We start from the raw sequence: 15,205 nt of genomic DNA, 5'->3' as shown, positions 1-15,205 counted from the left end.
GGGTGTCCGTGTGCCGTCTCGCCTCGTCTCCGCGCTCACCCGTCTCTTCCGGCCTTCGACTCGGGGCGCCGCTGCACCGAAGATCGCGACGGACGGCGGACCGGGACGAGCGGAGGCGACGGCCACGGTGCACCTGACGCCGCCGGGGTCGCACGGTGTGGTCGTCGCCTACGCGCCGGACGCCGATGGCGCGCCGGATGCGGGCGAAATCGTGTGGACATGGGTTCCGTACGAGGAACGTGACGGCCGGGGCAAGGATCGCCCTGTGCTCGTCATCGGGCGGCAGAGTGCCGACCGCCTCTATGCGGTGCGACTGACGAGCACCCCGCACGACGGGTCGGCCGACTACGTGGCGCTGGGTCCGGGGGAGTGGGATGCGCAGAACCGTGCCTCCTCGGTGGACATCAGCCAGCTCTACAGCGTGCACCAGCACGGCATGCGTCGCGAAGCATCCGCCCTCGACCCCGCCCGCTTCGGCCTCGTGTCCGCGGCCTTGCATCGTCGGTACGGCTGGCGCACCGGCGCCTGAGCGATGACGCTGTCGGGCGGGTCGCGAGATGCCTCCGGGGCGTCGCGAAGCGCCCGGTTTCATGCTCCCCCGGTCGATGCCGCGCCCCTGGGGCCGCTCGCCGTTGCGTTCCCCGCAAGATATCCGCGACGGTGCCTGAAGTAATTGTGAAGACGCACGAACGGCCGACAGGTGACCGCTAGCGTTGCACGTGTTCGAGCCATTGGGGGTGGCGAGAACGGCACCGACGGACTGCCGGATGCACGCAGAGATTCGACCGCCTGGGGATGCGGGAGAAGCCGAAGGCGTGCGGCAGGCCGAGCACTGTCCCAGGCACTGCCTGGGACAGCCAAAGCCCCCGGCCCGCATCCGTGAGGATGCCGGCCGGGGGCTTCACTACGTGTCCAGAGCGTCCGGTCGCCGGGCTGGTCCATTCGCCCAGGGGCAGGGTCGCCGGGCGAGGGTCGCCGGGGGAGGGTCGCCGGGGGAGGGTCGCCGGGGGAGGGTCGCCGGGGGAGGCAGATCATCTCAGCGAGAAGCGCTTCGTCCCTGACGGGAAGTGCGGAGGCCCAGCATCCGCTTCCGCGTAATCCCGGGCCTCTGTCGAGTGGGCGATACCGGACTCGAACCGATGACCTCTTCCGTGTGAAGGAAGCGCGCTACCAACTGCGCCAATCGCCCGTCGGCCCCGTAGGACCTCGGTCGATATTACCGGATGCTGCGGACGCCGCTGAACGCGGCCCCCGCGACACGCTCGGTGCGCCTCGGTTTGAAGCAGGGGTCGCGATGGGATAAAGTCATTCGAGTGCCCGGGGAAGCCCGGATACGCGGATGTAGCGCAGTTGGTAGCGCACAACCTTGCCAAGGTTGGGGTCGCGAGTTCGAGTCTCGTCATCCGCTCGAGTGGATCGCCACCCGGGGAAACCCGAAAGCCGATCACGCACGTGGGTCGAACCACACGCGGTGGCGTGGCCGAGCGGCTAGGCACCGGCCTGCAAAGCCGTTTACACGGGTTCGAATCCCGTCGCCACCTCCACTCAACAAATGAATAGCCTTTTAGGCGCGATTGGCGCAGCGGTAGCGCGCTTCCCTGACACGGAAGAGGTCACTGGTTCGATCCCAGTATCGCGCACCACAAAACCCCCGGATTTCCGGGGGTTTTTGGTTTCTCCGGCACGCGACTCTCGTCTGCGCCGCAGCTGAGCCCGCCCATCCCGCCCCGACAGGGGGAGCTCCCTCAAGCGACCTGAGTGGGGGAGACGGGTCGCGAGGGAGCCCCGGTGACCCGGCCGATGGGGCGGCCGGACACTCACACTCAACCCCGCACACGGCGCGGCCCGCGCCCCCTTGACACCACACCGATACGAAGTCGGCAACCCTCGACGGCGCGACGTCGCGTGGGGCGCTGAAGGAATGCGCGAGGGTTCCAGAAGGAACCGTCAAGACGAAAAAACGGCGGATAGCGTTGCCCCTGTGTTCGTGCCACTGGGGGGTGGGGCGAACGCTCCGGGGCCCGCCGGCCGCACGCGATCAGCTCCACCCGCCTGGGGATGCGGAGAGTGGATTCGCGTGCGGCGGGCCCGCTAGGAGGTCAGCGCCGGAGGTGACGCGCTTCCACGGCGGCGAGGGCGGAACGGGCACCCGACGTCGGTGCGATCACGACGAGGCCCCGGTACAGGGTGAGGAGCGCCTCGACGTCGAGAAGCCCGGTTCGTGCGCGGTCGCAGTGAACGGATTGGATGGCCGCCTCCAGCTGAAAACGCCCGAGAGGGCGGCCGAGCGCCGATGCCCGCCGGAGGAACGCCGCGCCCTCGGCGATCAGGCCGCGGTCCCACGAGGTCGGATCCTGATCGTCCAGCGCGGGCCACGCCGGTCCGACGCGCGCCGGTGCGCGCGACTGCGCGAAGGTCAACAGCGCCGCCAGCCCCCATGCCTCCGGCTCGTCCTGCAGCAGGTTGGCCACGAGAACGGCCAGCCAGCGGGCCTCGTCGGCCACCGACTCCCGTACGTTGTCGAACTGGTTGAGCCAGTCGATGGCGTACGCGCCGTAGATCGCCTCGAGAACCGCGGGAAGCCGGTCGGGCATGTCGGCCCTCGTCGGCACCACGAAGGGGATGCCCGCCTGGCGGATGCGGCGCTTCGCACGTACGAGCCGCTGTGCCATCGCGGCGGGCGCTACGCCGAAGACGGTGGCGATTCGAGCCGCCTCGAACCCCAGGACGGTCTGCAACATGAGCGGCGCGCGTGCGGCCGCGTCGATCGCCGGGTGCGCACACACGAAGAGCAGCTGCAGCCGCTGATCGGGGATGTCGTCGCCCCGCTCCACGGCGGCGATCACGTCGGTATCGTCGGCGATCGCACTCAGCGCTGCATCCGCTCTTGACGCGGCGGTGCGCTGCGCGGCGGAACCGAAGTGATCGCGAAGGCGGTTACGTGCCACGGTGATCAGCCACCCTTCGGGATTGGCGGGGATGCCGGCGTCGGGCCACACCCGTAGCGCGCGTTCGAGGGCGTCGCCGAGCGCATCCTCCGCGGCTGCGAGGTCACGGGTACGGGCGGACAGCACAGCGATGAGCCGCCCGTACGAAGCGCGGACCGCGTGCTCCGCGGCCCGCGCCGCGTCCGGCGATGTCATCGGTACTCGAAGACCTGCCAGGCGCCGTCGGCGAAGTGCGTGGCTGACGGCCGGATCTCCACGGCCCCCCACGACACGGCAGGCGCCTTCGCGGCCCACGAGATCGCCGCATCCAGGTCGGGCACCTCGAGAACGAACGTGCCGCCCATCTGCTCCTTCGTGTCGGCGAACGGCCCGTCCTGGATCCGAAGTGCACCATCGGCGACCCGCACGGTCGTGGTCGCCTCGGAGGGTCGCAGCACCTCGGCGGAGATCAAGACCCCCGCTTGTTCCAGCGCCGTGGCATACTCATCGAACTCCCGCATCCCCTCGGCGAGCCCCTCCGGCCCCAGCTCTTCGGCGGTCATCTCGGGATAGTGCAACAGCAGCGCATAACGCATGGCATGTCCTTCCGTCTCGGTTTGTCGGATGCTTCACCCTGATGACGATTCGCCCGCCGCCGGATCGACATCGGCACGGCCGTTTCGGGACGAACGGGGCCGCGTGCCGGAGGGATTCCTCTCGGTGGCATAACAACGCGACGGCGCGTCCGCGTCAACCCGCTCCTCCGGCTTGCGAAGAAGGCGTAACGTCTGAGCCATGTGGACAGTTCTCGTCATCCTGCTCGTTGCGTGGGCGGTGCTGGCGATCGTCGGTTTCGCCCTCGAAGGCCTGCTGTGGTTGGGCATCATCGGTATCGTGCTCTTCCTGGGCACGATCGCCTTCGGTGCCGTCCGGGAGCGCGCGCGGCGCGCCAAGAGGTGACGTCCTCTCGCCACGGCTGAGCCGCCGCTGGCTCAGCGCAGATATGCGTCGACCGCGATCGAGCCGCGGACATCGCGGATGGTCTCGATGAGGCGATCGACGCCGTGCCGGCCGAGCGTGTTCATCTGCTGGTCGTAGGGTCCGAGCTTCTCGAGCTTGCCGGTCCGGATACGCACGACCTCCCATCCTGAGGCCCTCAGTAGCCGATCCTTCCGACGGTCGGACTGCTCGCGCGCACCGACGTGCTCGAGGCCGTGACGGCCGGTGCTGTCGTACTCCACGGCGATGCGCAGCTCGGGGAGGACGATGTCCGGCCACACCTCGAAATGGTCGAAGAAGGGGCGCGCGGTGCGGACGGCGTTGAACCCCGGGGTGAGCGCGAGCCGTTCGAACAGCTCGGCGCGCAGCCGGGCTTCCACGGCCGAGGCCGGCTTCGGCGCGCAATCGCTGACGAACGCTTCGCCGGCCGGGAGGGCGGGGGTCTTCTCGCACAGCGCCCGCCGGGGTTTGGGGGGCCGGGGCGGCGAGTCCCGAGTGCGGACGGGCGTGGGCTTGGCGAGGGCGGCGCAGTCGGGGCACCAGGCCGAGCGTCGGCGTTCCCGCCCCGGCCGGTTGCGCTGCTCGGAGGGCGTCGCAGCGAAGCGGTGACCGGCGTCGCACTCCCAGCACAGCAGCACATCCGCGGCTGGGGGGATCTGCGTGAGCGTGATGCCGGCGTTGAGCTCCGGGTGATACTGCCGGATGAGCATCGGGTAGGGCGCCCACGCCTCGCGGTAGGTCCCCACCCCGTAAGGGAGGTCGACGCCCTTGGAGAACTGCCGACGCGCCCACCACAGCTCCACGCGCTCCGCCATGTGCGCGACCATATCGCCGACCGCCCCCACGCCCCCGGGCCGGTGTGCCGCGGCCCGGGGCGTGGGCTGGGGCGGGGCCTGGGGGCGGGGGCCGCGCCGTCGCGGCCGGGCCGGTGGCCGGTCGACGCATGCCCGGGCGCGAAGGGAGGAGATGTCCCATCCGGAGGGCCATATCGGCCGTATTCACCCTCCCGTCGTGACATCTCCTCCCGTAACGCCGGGGGCGAGCGCTGATGCGGCGGATGCCGCCGGAGCACCGGCCTGGTACCGCCCGCCAGTGCGCACCAGGGGAGGGAGATGTCCCATCCGGAGGGCCATATCGGCCCTATTCACCCTCCCGAAGTGACATCTCCTCCCGGAACGCCCGGTGCGCGCGCTGCTGCGGCGGATGCCGCCGGAGCACCGGCGGGGTACCGCCCGCCAGCGCTCACCAGGGGAGGAGATGTCCCATCCGGAGGGCCATATCCGCCGTATTCATCCTCCCGAAGTGACATCTCCTCCCGTGAGGCCCGGGGCGAGGGCGGATGTGGCGTACCACGCCGGAGCACCGGCGTGGTACCACCCGCCAGCGCGCACCAGGGGAGGAGATGTCCCATCCGGAGGGCCATATCGGGCGTATTCACCCTCCCGTTGTGACATCTCCTCCCGGAACGCCCGGGGCGAAGGCGGATGTGGCGGATGCCGCCGGAGCACCGGCGCGGTACCGCCCGCCAGCGCGCACCAGGGGAGGAGATGTCCCATCCGGAGGGCCATATCGGCCGTATTCACCCTCCCGAAGTGACATCTCCTCCCGGAACGCCCGGTGCGCGGGCAGATGCGGCGGATGCCGCCGGAGCGCCGTCGTGGTACCGCCCGCCTGCGCGCACCAGGGGAGGAGATGTCGCATCCGGAGGGCCATATCAGCCATATGCATCCTCCCGAAGTGACATCTCCTCCCGTGGGGCCCAGCCGGGGTGCGGTGCGACCGGTCGACGAGGCGGGCGGGAGGCATGTCGTCGCTCGTGCCTAGGGTCGAGGTGGCGGGAGGCAATGGCTGTGGGCACGAATCGGCGTTACGCGCATCGCGTGGACGCGCGTGTGGATGACCGCATCCTCGAGCGCGTCTCGCGCGATGGACCACTGCAGACGCTGACTCCCGGTGAACTCGAGCTCGACCGGCATCCGCTGACCATCACGCCGGTCCCCGAACCGGTGCGAGCGTGGGTGCGCTTCGGGGACACCCCGGTACGGGTGGATGCGGAGGCTCTACGGTGGACGGCCCGTGCCATCGGCATCCGCTTCCACGTGGGGGAGAGGGAGCTACGGACGTGGGTATGGGCATCCGCAGTGGAGCGCGCAACCGGATCGACGCCGCCGGCGTGATTCGACACGGCGCGCGCCTGTCCGGGGGTCAGCCGCGCAGCGCCGCCCATATGGGGTCAACGCAACACGCGGGCCCGTCCGACGAGCAGCCGCGCCCGCGCCCCCGTCCCGCAGGTCAGGCGCGCGGTGCGCCGGCGAACGCGCGCCTCACGGCCGACGGCGGCCCACGGCCGACGGCCGCCTCACGCGCGCCGGCGGAACGCGAGAACCCCGAGACCGCCGATGACGAGCAACAGGATGACCGCCAGCCCGCCCATCGCGACGACGGGGGTGACGCTGAGAGTGGCGACGCCGATTCCGACGGCGGGCACACTCAGCCCGACGTAGGAGACGAGGAACAGTCCCGCGAGTGCCTCACCGCGTCTCTCGGGGGCCGCCCCGGCCGACACGGTGCCCACCGCTGCGGTGAAGAGCAGGCCGGCGCCAGCGCCGGCGAGGATGCCGCCGGTGAGGAACATGGGCAAGCTGCCGACCGCCATCCCGACGACGAGCAGGACGAGCCCGACCGCCAGCGCCGCCAGTCCGCTGACCTGGCGGCTCTGAAGGCCCATGCGGGTCGTCGCGGTCTGAGCCACCGTCGCGGCGCCGAAGACGGCGAACACGACGAACCCTGCGATCGCGGGGGAGGTCTGCTGCAGAGAGCCTGCGATGAATCCCGGTGCGACGGAGGTGAAGATCCCGAGCAGGGCGAACGCGACGAACCCCGAGCCGAGGGCGGCGATGAACCGGACGCGATCGCCGTGCTGGGCGCTGACCCGCTGGGGACGATAGCGAGGCTTCACGGTCCGTGCCTCGACCGTCTCGGGGGTGAGCACCACCCCGATGATGCTCACGATGAGGAGCACGGCGAAGACCACGTACGGGGTCCGCAGCGGCTCACCGACATACTGTGCGAGCACACCGGCGATCAGCGGACCGGAGCCGATGCCCCCGATGTTCGCGGCGGTCGAGACGACCTCGAAGCGCCGCTTCGACGCATCGGGCCGGTGCTTCACGTGCAGGTCGTGCAGGTGAGCCGTGGCGGTGGCGGTCAGCATCCCGATGCCCAGACCCGAGAGGACCCGGGCGAGGAGAATGACCCAGAGCTCCGGAACCGTCAGGAACAGGATGGCGGCGACGAGCTCCAGGGCCAGGGCGGGAACCAGGATGTTCTTGCGACCGACCCAGTCCGAGACATGCCCGGCGAGGATCAGGCTGATGACGACCCCGACGGCGTAGGCGGCGAAGATGATCGTGATCGTGAACGTGGAGAATCCGTCGCGCGCCTGGTAGAGCGGATACAGCGGTGCGGGCGCGGCGGAGAATGCCATGGCGACGAAGAAGGCGAACGCGATCACCCAGAAGCCGGCGTGGTGGCGAGCGCGAGAATGCGCGCGGCGGTTGAGGCCGGTGCGAATGGGAACGGGCGCGGTGGTAGCGGGCACGAGATGCTCCATCGGGTGGTCGGGAGATTCCCAGCGTGCTCCGCAGCGTCGATCATGTCCAACGCCTAATCGTGCTCATATTGATCGCATGCAGAGATAATCGTCCTATGGAACTGCGTCACCTGGAGTTCTTCATCGCCGTCGCCGAGGAGCGGAGCTTCACTCGGGGCGCAGCGCGGGTGCACGTCGTGCAGTCGGCGATTTCCGCCGGGATCAAAGCGCTGGAGAAGGAGCTGGGCGCGACGCTGCTCGAACGCAGCACCAAACGCGTCGACCTCACCGAGGCGGGCGCCGCGCTCCTCGTCGAGGCGCGCAAGACCCTGCAGGCAGCCGCGGATGCTCGGGATGCTGTCGACGCGGTGCAGGGCGGGATCCGCGGCACCGTACGGATCGGGACGATGACGTCGGTGGGGATCGTCGATCTCGCCGCGATCCTCGGGCGATTCCGGGCGCGACATCCTCACGTCGCGGTGCAGGTGACGGCGGCACCCAGCGGCGGCTCACAGGAGCTCGTGGCCGCCCTCGAGGAGCGAAAAGTCGACCTGGCGCTCGTGTCCATGCCCGGTGGGCGCCCCGCCTCGATCGAACTGGTCGATGTCGCCCAGGTGCCGATCGAACTCCTCGTGCCGTCCGGCCACGAGCTCGCGAGCATGGGCTCTGCGCGCCTTTCCGACCTCGCCGAGTGCGACTTCATCGACTCCCCGATCGGCTACGGCAACCGCACCCTGGTCGACCGCGCGTTCATCGAGGCGGGGGTTTCCCGCCGGGTGACGATCGAAGTCGCGGATGTGGGAACGATCAGCGACTTCGTCAGTCATGGCCTCGGTATCGCGCTGCTGCCGCAGTTCGCCATCCATCCCGGTCCCTCCGTGGCGGTCGTACCCCTGACCGACACCGAGCTTGTGTGGCCGATGTCACTCGCCGTCCCCGCCGACCGTCGTCCGAGCGCCGCGGCGGCCGCCCTGATCGAGCTCCTCCGGGAGACGGTCGCCGACGCCCACTGAAGCGAAACCCCGGGTGCACACGCCCATGCTCCCCGCCCCTGGTGTCCTCGTAGCGATCAGCCCTTCACTGCCCCCGAGGTGAGCCCCTGCACGATGTACTTGCTCGCGAAAGCGAACAGCACCATGGTGGGGATGATCGTCAGCACGGCGGCGGCGGTCATCGAGCCCCAGTCGATGTTGTAACTGGTGATGAAGCCGTTCAGCGCCGTCGGCACCGTCTTGTTGGCGTCCGAGGTCAACAACGTGACGGACAGGAACAATTCGTTCCAGCAGCTGACGAAGTTGAAGATGAACGCCGCGACGATCCCCGGGGTCATGACGGGGACGATCACCCGGAACAGCGCCGTGATGCGGCTGCACCCGTCGATCATCGCGGCTTCTTCCAGGGCGTCGGGAACGTTCTCGAAGAACCCCCGCAGCAGGATCGTGGAGAACGGTATGCACATCGCGATGTACACCAGGACCAGTCCGGTCCGGTCGTTGACCAGGTTCAGGTCGACCATCAGCTGGTAGAGGGGCCCCAGGGCGATGAAGCCGGGGATCATCTGAGTGACGAGGAAGGCCATCAGCACCGTCGTCTTCGCCCGGAACTCGAAGCGGGCCAGGATGTACCCCGACAACAGCGAGATCAGAGTGACCGAGCTCGCGGCCACGACGGAGACGATGACGCTGTTGAGCAGGTACGTGCCGAAGTTCGACACCCGGAAGAGGTTCTCGAAGTTCTCGAACGAGAATGTCTGCGGCCAGTACTCCACGGGGAAGGCATAGATGTCGTTGCGCGGCTTCACCGCCGTCACGACGATCCAGTACAGGGGGAAGAGGGTGATGACCAACCAGATCCCCAGCGCGACGAAGCGCACGATCTTGCTGCTTCGAGACTGCGTGGTGATCACCGGGCGACCTCCTTCTTCTCCCGCGTCGCCAGCAGGTAGAACACGGCGAAGACCGCGAGGACGAGCATGACGATGAGGCCCAGGGCGCTGGCTCGTCCGTACTCTCCCTGCTGTGTGGTGGCGATCATGTAGCTCGTGACGATGTGCGTGCGACCCCCGGGACCCCCGGCGGTCATCCCGAAGATGAGATCCGGGAAGTTGAAGATCCAGATCGTTCGCAGCAGCACCGTCAGCGCCAAGGTCGTGCGGATGTACGGGATGGTGACGTTCCAGAAGACGCGCACCTTTCCCGCGCCGTCCAGCGCCGCCGCTTCGTAGAGCTCATCGGGCACGGACTGCAGCGCGGCGAGGATCATGATGGCGAAGAACGTCACCCCGTACCAGACGTTGGCGATGATCACCGCCGGCATCGCCAGCGCCGGCGTCGCCAGCCAGGGGAGCGGGCTGTCGATGAGGCCGCTGCGCATCAGCAAGTCGTTGATGACGCCGAACTCGCTGTTGAACATCCAGCGGAACAGAATGCCGATGAGAAAGCCCGAGATCGCCCACGGGAAGAAGACGAGCGCCTGATAAACACCGCGGAAGCGGAACTTTCGTCGCATCCACAACGCCAGCGCGAAGCCGATGACGAACTGGGGCACGATCGATCCGACGACCCAGATGATCGTGTTGCCGACGGTGTTGTAGAACAGCGGGTCGGACAGGACGGCGCGGAAGTTGTCCAGGCCGATCCAGGGCTGCTCGGTGATGTTGTAGATGGTCCACGTGCGGAACGCCCCGAGGCTGCCCGAGAACATCGGGTAGTAGGTGAAGACGGCGACGAATAGGAATGCGGGCGCCAGGAACAGAGCGATCGTCGCCGCGCGGCGGCGCGTGAACACCCGGCGCCGCGACCCGCGATCGCGCGGTGGGCGTTCGGGAGCGGCGTCCGCGGGGGGACGCCGCTCCCGGACGGTGTCGACCATGCGCCTCAGCCCTCGGACGCGTACTTCTCAGACCAGAAGGTGTCCCATCCGGCGAGGAGGTCGGCCGTGGAAAGCTCGCCCAGCAGCGCGGACTGCAGCTCCCGGTCCGCCTTCTCCTCCCACTCGGTCCACCATGCGACACCGCGCGGCTGCACGACGGTCATGTACGTCTCGGGCTGCTCGTTCATCGCGACGTAGGTGGCCCAGGGGCCCTCGCTGAAGAACGGGTCGTCCTGTGCCGATGTCACGATCGGAATGAGCGAGTTGCCTTTCGCGAAGGTCAAGGGAGCGTCGCCGGAGGAGAGGAACTTCACCAGTTCGACGGCCTCCTCCTTGTGCTCACTGCTCTCGGCGACACCCCAGCCGGCCGAGGCGAGCGGCTGTGCCGCCTTGCCGGAGGGACCGACCAGGAGCGGCGTGGTGCTCCACTGGTCTTCCGTGAGATTCGAGTCGTCGCGGATCGTGGCGATGACTTCCGGGTCCTGAAGCAGGAACGCGGTCGACCCGGAGGCGAAGCCCTGCACCATCTCCGGGTAGCCCCATGCGATCGACGAGGGCGGCGAACCGGTCTGGAAGAGCTCCAGGTAGTCGTCCATCGCCTGCTGCGCCTCGGGCGTCGAGAAGACCGTGGATCCATCCTCGAGAAGGAACGCGCTCTCCGGGTCGATCTGATCTGCCGCGTAGGCGGTGATGATGGCAGCGGCGTTGGATGCACCGTTCGTGCCACCGCGGAACGCGTAGCCGTAGGTGTTCGTTGACGGGTCGTTGATGGCCGCGGCCATCTCGATCATGTCCTCCCAGCTGTGGGGCGGCTCGTCGAAGCCCGCCTCGGCGGTGAGATCGGTGCGATAGAACAGGCTCAACCCGTAGAAGCCGTAGGGGATCAGATAGGTAGGACCCTCCTGGTTCGCGAAGGAGACCGCGTTCGGGGTGAGTTCGTCCCAGCCCTCCCAGTCCGCGAGGTCGGCATTCATGTCGTAGATCCAGTCGTTTGCCGTGAACGGGCCGACGGTCGAGTCCTGCACCTCCAGGACGTCGACGCCGTCACCGGCCTGCAGCATCTGCTGCACCGTGGTGAGGGCCTGCTCGTTCGGCGGGGAGACCAGCTCCACGGTGACTCCGGGGTTCTCCTCCTCGAACTCCGTGATGAGTTCCCCGAGAATCTCCTGCCGCACCGGGTTGGTCAGCGTCTCGACCATCCGCAACCGAACGGTGTCGTCTCCCGACGACCCCGAGCATCCTGTCAGGGCCAGGGCTGTGGCCGCGGTGACGGCAGCTGCTGCACTCATCCGCTTGTTCATTCGTTCCTCCGATTGTCGATGGGGCTTCGTCGCGCTCATGGATGACCGCCGTCTGACCGGCGGCGGGGGTCAGGTCGGGGAAAGGTCGGCCACCGCCGACGCAAGCGGCCCGCCGCTCTGGGCTCGGGCTGCGTGGGCGGCCGCGATAGCCGGCACACCCCGTTCGATGAAACGCGTGTAGTCGTCCAGGGTGTTGTAGACGTGCGCGGACAGCCGCAGGAACCCGCGGCCTCCCCACGCGGTGATCGCGGTCTCGAAGCCGAGCTTCGCGAGCGCGGCCGACAGGACGTGCGCGTCATCGGGGCCGGCCACGAGACCGGGTGGGAGCGCCACGAGCCGCATCATGGGTGCCGGCGCGGCGACCTCGACGGCGGCCGAGGCGTCGACGGCTGATTCCAATGCCGTCCGGATCATGGACTGCGCCTCGCCGACGAGCCACGCCGAGTAGTCGCGGACATGCTCCCACCCGAACTCCTCCTCGATCAGACCGAGCGCGTGCGGCGCGGCGAGGTAGGACGTCAGGTCCACCGTTCCCTGGGTGTCGAAGCGCGTGGGGAACGGATGCGGGGCACCCCAGGAGTCGATGGTGGGAAAGAGCGTGTCACCCACGCGCGCCGACGCCACCAGCGCCGCGGTCCCGCGCGGAGCGCACCCCCACTTGTGGAGGTTGCCGACCCAGTAGTCGACCTCCGCGTCCGCGGCCGGTTTCGCCACCATTCCCGGGGCGTGGGCCGCATCCACAAGCAGAGGGATGCCCCGCTCATGCAACCGCCGCGCGATGTCGCCGATGGGAAACACACGCGCGGTGGCCGACGATATCTGATCGGCGATGACGAGCGCCGTTCGCTCGGAGACGGCATCCAAGAGCGCGGCCGCGACGTCATCGTCGGTGGCCTCCAGGGGGATGGCGACCTCGGTCACGATGCCGGCCACGCGGCGGACGGCGCGTTCGGCCGCCATCCGCACCGCGCCGTAGGCGTGATCCGTCATCATGATCTCGGCGCCACGGGGGAGATCGAGAGATTGCAGCACGACGGAAACGCCCGCGCTGGCGTTCGAAACCAGCGCTGTGCGGTCGGGGTCCGTGCCGAGGAACGCGGCGATGCTGTGGCGCGCTCCGCCCACACGGCCGGGCAGCTCGGTGAACCAGCGACCGGGGGCGGCGTTCATGAGCCGGATGAGCGTCAGTTGATAGTCCGTCGTGGCCGTCGGAACGGCGCCATACGACCCGTGGTTGAGGTGCACGGCGTCGGTGGTGAGCGCCCAGAGGTCACGGGCGACCCCGCCGCTCGTGGGTCGCGGCACGTCGTACGCCGTCGCGGGCTCAGGGGTCATCACATGCACCGGTTCTCGAAGTCATAAGACCTTGGGACACTCACGCACAACATAGGGCTGAGACCGCCACCGCCGCAACGCCGTTTTTTCCCCTCATCCGGTCGCGGTGCTGACGGGCTGGAGTAATAGTCATCAGATGACTGAGGGGGTTCTACAGTGAGGGTGCGAGAAAGGTCAGCCATGACGGTGATGATGACGGCGTTGACCGGGCTCCGCCAGATGATCTCTTCCGGCACGCTCGCGCCGGGCCAGAAGTTCCCGCCCGAGGCGGAACTGTGCCGTCAGCTGGATGTGTCCCGCAGTTCCCTCCGCGAAGCCGTGCGGGTGCTCGACACGCTCGGTGTCATCGAGGTGCGGCACGGATCCGGAACCTACGTCTCGCGCCTCAATCCCGCCGACATCATCCGGGGATTCTCGCTGACCGTCGATCTCCTCCCGCTCGAGGGGCTGCTGCAGCTGTTCGAGATTCGTCGCGTCCTCGAGGGAAATGCGGCGGCCCAGGCCGCAGCCCGCGCCCCCGACGACCTGGTGCCACGTCTCTCCGAACTGTGCGACCAGATGGAACGGGGCGACAACGGTGACGTCGCGGAACTGGATGACGAGTTCCACGAGCGGATCTGCCTCGCGGCCGGCAACCCGACGGTGACCTCCCTCATCGGCGTACTCCGCTCACGAGGACGTCACTACCGGATCTTCGATTCCGGACCCGCGTCGCCGGCCAAGCGGTCCAGTGACGAAGGGCACCGCGCGATCGTCGATGCGCTCGCGCGTCGAGACCCGGCCGCGGCCACCGCCGCCGCCGTGGCGCACGTCGCCCGTACGGAGTACTGGCTCTCCCGCCTCCAGCCCGCTCCCGAGACCTGACGGAGCCGCCGCGGCCTTCAGAGGGCCAGCGGCAGCACCGCGGCAGCGACCGTGAGCGGAACGACGAGCGCGCCGAGGACGACGAAACGCCGCCACGGTACATCCACTCCCATCGCGACGAGACGGCCGTGCCACAGCAGGGTCGCGAGCGAGGCCCACGGGGTGATGAGAGGTCCGGCGTTCACGCCGACCAGCAAGGCCGCCAATCGCTCGCCGCCGCCGGCGGCCGATTCCAGCGCGAGGAAGGCGGGGAGGTTGTTGATCGCGTTCGCGCTGAGCACCCCGGCGCCGGCAACCTGCCACACCCCGCCCGGCCCGCCGTCTTCGCCCACCAGTGCCCCCGCCACCACCCCCAGCCCGAGGGACTCGGCGGCGGCCACGACGACGAAGAGGCCCGACGCGAAGACGAGCGTGGACCACGGCACGAGGCGCGGTTGCACCGCACGCGGCGCCCGCAACGCGAAGACCGCGACCAGCACCGTCGCCGCAGCGACCGTCGGCATCCAGGGCGGGATTCCCGCCACCAGCAGCGGCAGAAGAAGGCCCACTACCACGGCGGATGCCCGCAGCAGCACCGGGTCGGAGACGGCGGGCGCGGCGGCTTCGGGGTGCCGGACGGGAAGGCCCGGAAGGAACACGGCGGTCAGGACGGCGGCCGACACGAGGATCGCCAGGGCGGCCGAGGGGCCGAGGAGGCCCAGGAAACGCCAAGGATCGGTCGACCCCGTCCGCTCAGCCGCCAGCAGATTCGTGAGGTTCGACACGGGCAGGAGCAGCGACGCGGTGTTCGCCAGGACCACCGTCAGGAACGCGAAAGGCAGCGGGTCGAGCCGGTGCTGGCGCGCCATCGTCACGACCACGGGTGTGAGGAGCACGGCGGTCGTGTCCAGCGAAAGGAACGCGGTGGTCCCGGTGGCCAGCACGACCACGAGAAGCCACAGCACCCGGGTCCGTCCGCGGGCCAGGCGGGCGAGCCGCTCCGCGATCACAGCGAAGAGCCCGGCGGTGGAGGCCAGCTCAGCGACGATCGTGACAGCGACCACGAACAGGAGGACCGGCCAGACGCGTTCTGCGATGGCGGCAAGACCATCGAACGGCAGGATGCCGAGGGCGACGGCAAGAGCCCCCGCAAAGCAGAGCACTCCGCCCGCGATCCCCAACCTCACCGAACCATCATCGCGCCTCTCGACGGTAGACTCTGGCCATGGAACTCCGGATGCTCCGCCCCACGGGAGCCGCAGCATCCGCGCGTGTCGGAACGCGAACGCCCGACGCCTGAGCGGGCGGGGCGCGGCGCGCGCCCGAAGCTGAGACAT

General features: G+C 69.0%; 14 protein-coding genes and 4 tRNA genes. 8 read left to right on the top strand and 10 right to left on the bottom strand.

Features of this window, described 5'->3' with window-relative positions:
* Positions 1-10 precede the first annotated feature (10 nt).
* Complete coding sequence (locus tag AC4FS2_RS05900) at positions 11-529, top strand: type II toxin-antitoxin system PemK/MazF family toxin (protein WP_491176651.1); 519 nt, start codon at positions 11-13, stop codon at positions 527-529.
* Between the two features lie 587 nt (positions 530-1,116).
* Here the strand turns inward: AC4FS2_RS05900 and AC4FS2_RS05895 are convergent.
* Positions 1,117-1,189: transfer RNA gene (locus tag AC4FS2_RS05895), tRNA-Val, on the bottom strand.
* 146 nt (positions 1,190-1,335) lie between these two features.
* On the opposite strand from AC4FS2_RS05895, the gene AC4FS2_RS05890 reads away from it, so the two are divergent.
* The 3 genes from AC4FS2_RS05890 to AC4FS2_RS05880 all read left to right on the top strand — a co-directional run bounded on the left by AC4FS2_RS05890 (position 1,336) and on the right by AC4FS2_RS05880 (position 1,643).
* Positions 1,336-1,408, top strand: a tRNA-Gly gene (locus AC4FS2_RS05890).
* Positions 1,409-1,470: 62 nt separating this feature from the next.
* Positions 1,471-1,544 (top strand) — tRNA-Cys (locus tag AC4FS2_RS05885).
* A gap of 24 nt (positions 1,545-1,568) precedes the next feature.
* Positions 1,569-1,643: transfer RNA gene (locus AC4FS2_RS05880), tRNA-Val, on the top strand.
* Between the two features lie 456 nt (positions 1,644-2,099).
* Here AC4FS2_RS05880 and AC4FS2_RS05875 read toward each other — a convergent pair.
* Together AC4FS2_RS05875 and AC4FS2_RS05870 are read right to left on the bottom strand one after the other, a co-directional pair.
* Positions 2,100-3,143: an RNA polymerase sigma factor gene (locus AC4FS2_RS05875; protein ID WP_491176649.1), complete on the bottom strand. Its 1,044-nt coding sequence runs from the start codon at positions 3,141-3,143 to the stop codon at positions 2,100-2,102.
* Positions 3,140-3,523, bottom strand: a complete 384-nt coding sequence (locus AC4FS2_RS05870) for a YciI family protein (RefSeq protein ID WP_491176647.1) — start codon at positions 3,521-3,523, stop codon at positions 3,140-3,142. The genes AC4FS2_RS05875 and AC4FS2_RS05870 overlap by 4 nt, the downstream gene beginning before the upstream one ends.
* A gap of 199 nt (positions 3,524-3,722) precedes the next feature.
* On the opposite strand from AC4FS2_RS05870, the gene AC4FS2_RS05865 reads away from it, so the two are divergent.
* A complete protein-coding gene (locus tag AC4FS2_RS05865; RefSeq protein ID WP_491152876.1) occupies positions 3,723-3,887 on the top strand; it encodes a hypothetical protein in 165 nt (54 codons plus the stop codon).
* 32 nt (positions 3,888-3,919) lie between these two features.
* Here the strand turns inward: AC4FS2_RS05865 and AC4FS2_RS05860 are convergent, their stop codons facing one another.
* Positions 3,920-4,741, bottom strand: a complete 822-nt coding sequence (locus AC4FS2_RS05860; RefSeq protein ID WP_491176645.1) for a zinc-ribbon domain-containing protein — start codon at positions 4,739-4,741, stop codon at positions 3,920-3,922.
* A 1,035-nt stretch (positions 4,742-5,776) separates the two neighbouring features.
* On the opposite strand from AC4FS2_RS05860, the gene AC4FS2_RS05855 reads away from it, so the two are divergent.
* On the top strand, positions 5,777-6,103 hold the full coding sequence (locus AC4FS2_RS05855; protein WP_491152879.1) for a hypothetical protein: 327 nt from the start codon (positions 5,777-5,779) through the stop codon (positions 6,101-6,103).
* 182 nt (positions 6,104-6,285) lie between these two features.
* Here AC4FS2_RS05855 and AC4FS2_RS05850 read toward each other — a convergent pair whose 3' ends face one another.
* Positions 6,286-7,527 carry an MFS transporter gene (locus AC4FS2_RS05850; RefSeq protein WP_491152881.1) on the bottom strand — a complete coding sequence of 414 codons (1,242 nt, stop codon included), beginning with the start codon at positions 7,525-7,527 and terminating at the stop codon, positions 6,286-6,288.
* A gap of 107 nt (positions 7,528-7,634) precedes the next feature.
* Between AC4FS2_RS05850 and AC4FS2_RS05845 the strand changes: the two genes are divergently transcribed.
* Positions 7,635-8,531: a LysR family transcriptional regulator gene (locus tag AC4FS2_RS05845; protein WP_491152883.1), complete on the top strand. Its 897-nt coding sequence runs from the start codon at positions 7,635-7,637 to the stop codon at positions 8,529-8,531.
* A 56-nt stretch (positions 8,532-8,587) separates the two neighbouring features.
* Here AC4FS2_RS05845 and AC4FS2_RS05840 read toward each other — a convergent pair whose 3' ends face one another.
* The 4 genes from AC4FS2_RS05840 to AC4FS2_RS05825 form a co-directional block, all read right to left on the bottom strand.
* Positions 8,588-9,424: a carbohydrate ABC transporter permease gene (locus tag AC4FS2_RS05840; RefSeq protein ID WP_491152885.1), complete on the bottom strand. Its 837-nt coding sequence runs from the start codon at positions 9,422-9,424 to the stop codon at positions 8,588-8,590.
* Positions 9,421-10,389 (bottom strand): carbohydrate ABC transporter permease, encoded by a 969-nt coding sequence (locus tag AC4FS2_RS05835; RefSeq protein WP_491152887.1) that lies wholly within the window; start codon positions 10,387-10,389, stop codon positions 9,421-9,423. Before AC4FS2_RS05835 ends, AC4FS2_RS05840 begins: the two co-directional genes overlap by 4 nt.
* Before the next feature lie 5 nt (positions 10,390-10,394).
* Positions 10,395-11,678 (bottom strand): ABC transporter substrate-binding protein, encoded by a 1,284-nt coding sequence (locus AC4FS2_RS05830; RefSeq protein WP_491176643.1) that lies wholly within the window; start codon positions 11,676-11,678, stop codon positions 10,395-10,397.
* A gap of 81 nt (positions 11,679-11,759) precedes the next feature.
* Positions 11,760-13,025 (bottom strand): aminotransferase class V-fold PLP-dependent enzyme, encoded by a 1,266-nt coding sequence (locus AC4FS2_RS05825; RefSeq protein WP_491176641.1) that lies wholly within the window; start codon positions 13,023-13,025, stop codon positions 11,760-11,762.
* 180 nt (positions 13,026-13,205) lie between these two features.
* Between AC4FS2_RS05825 and AC4FS2_RS05820 the strand changes: the two genes are divergently transcribed.
* Complete coding sequence (locus AC4FS2_RS05820) at positions 13,206-13,889, top strand: FadR/GntR family transcriptional regulator (RefSeq protein WP_491176639.1); 684 nt, start codon at positions 13,206-13,208, stop codon at positions 13,887-13,889.
* Between the two features lie 17 nt (positions 13,890-13,906).
* Here AC4FS2_RS05820 and AC4FS2_RS05815 read toward each other — a convergent pair whose 3' ends face one another.
* Positions 13,907-15,055 (bottom strand): SLC13 family permease, encoded by a 1,149-nt coding sequence (locus AC4FS2_RS05815; protein ID WP_491176637.1) that lies wholly within the window; start codon positions 15,053-15,055, stop codon positions 13,907-13,909.
* Between the last annotated feature and the right edge of the window lie 150 nt (positions 15,056-15,205).

The organism is Microbacterium sp. Z10_103 (assembly GCF_058310455.1).
The sequence above is the reverse complement of the archived record's forward strand: the minus strand, read 5'-3'. Positions and strand labels throughout refer to the sequence as shown.

Excerpts from the sequence above, each read along its gene's own strand:
- AC4FS2_RS05845 (WP_491152883.1), top strand. The coding sequence starts at position 7,635 with ATGGAACTGCGTCACCTGGAGTTCTTCATCGCCGTCGCCGAGGAGCGG.
- AC4FS2_RS05875 (WP_491176649.1), bottom strand. The coding sequence starts at position 3,143 with ATGACATCGCCGGACGCGGCGCGGGCCGCGGAGCACGCGGTCCGCGCT.
- AC4FS2_RS05825 (WP_491176641.1), bottom strand. The coding sequence starts at position 13,025 with ATGACCCCTGAGCCCGCGACGGCGTACGACGTGCCGCGACCCACGAGC.
- AC4FS2_RS05835 (WP_491152887.1), bottom strand. The coding sequence starts at position 10,389 with ATGGTCGACACCGTCCGGGAGCGGCGTCCCCCCGCGGACGCCGCTCCC.
- AC4FS2_RS05870 (WP_491176647.1), bottom strand. The coding sequence starts at position 3,523 with ATGCGTTATGCGCTGCTGTTGCACTATCCCGAGATGACCGCCGAAGAG.
- AC4FS2_RS05830 (WP_491176643.1), bottom strand. The coding sequence starts at position 11,678 with ATGAGTGCAGCAGCTGCCGTCACCGCGGCCACAGCCCTGGCCCTGACA.
- AC4FS2_RS05820 (WP_491176639.1), top strand. The coding sequence starts at position 13,206 with ATGACGGTGATGATGACGGCGTTGACCGGGCTCCGCCAGATGATCTCT.
- AC4FS2_RS05860 (WP_491176645.1), bottom strand. The coding sequence starts at position 4,741 with ATGGCGGAGCGCGTGGAGCTGTGGTGGGCGCGTCGGCAGTTCTCCAAG.
- AC4FS2_RS05865 (WP_491152876.1), top strand. The coding sequence starts at position 3,723 with ATGTGGACAGTTCTCGTCATCCTGCTCGTTGCGTGGGCGGTGCTGGCG.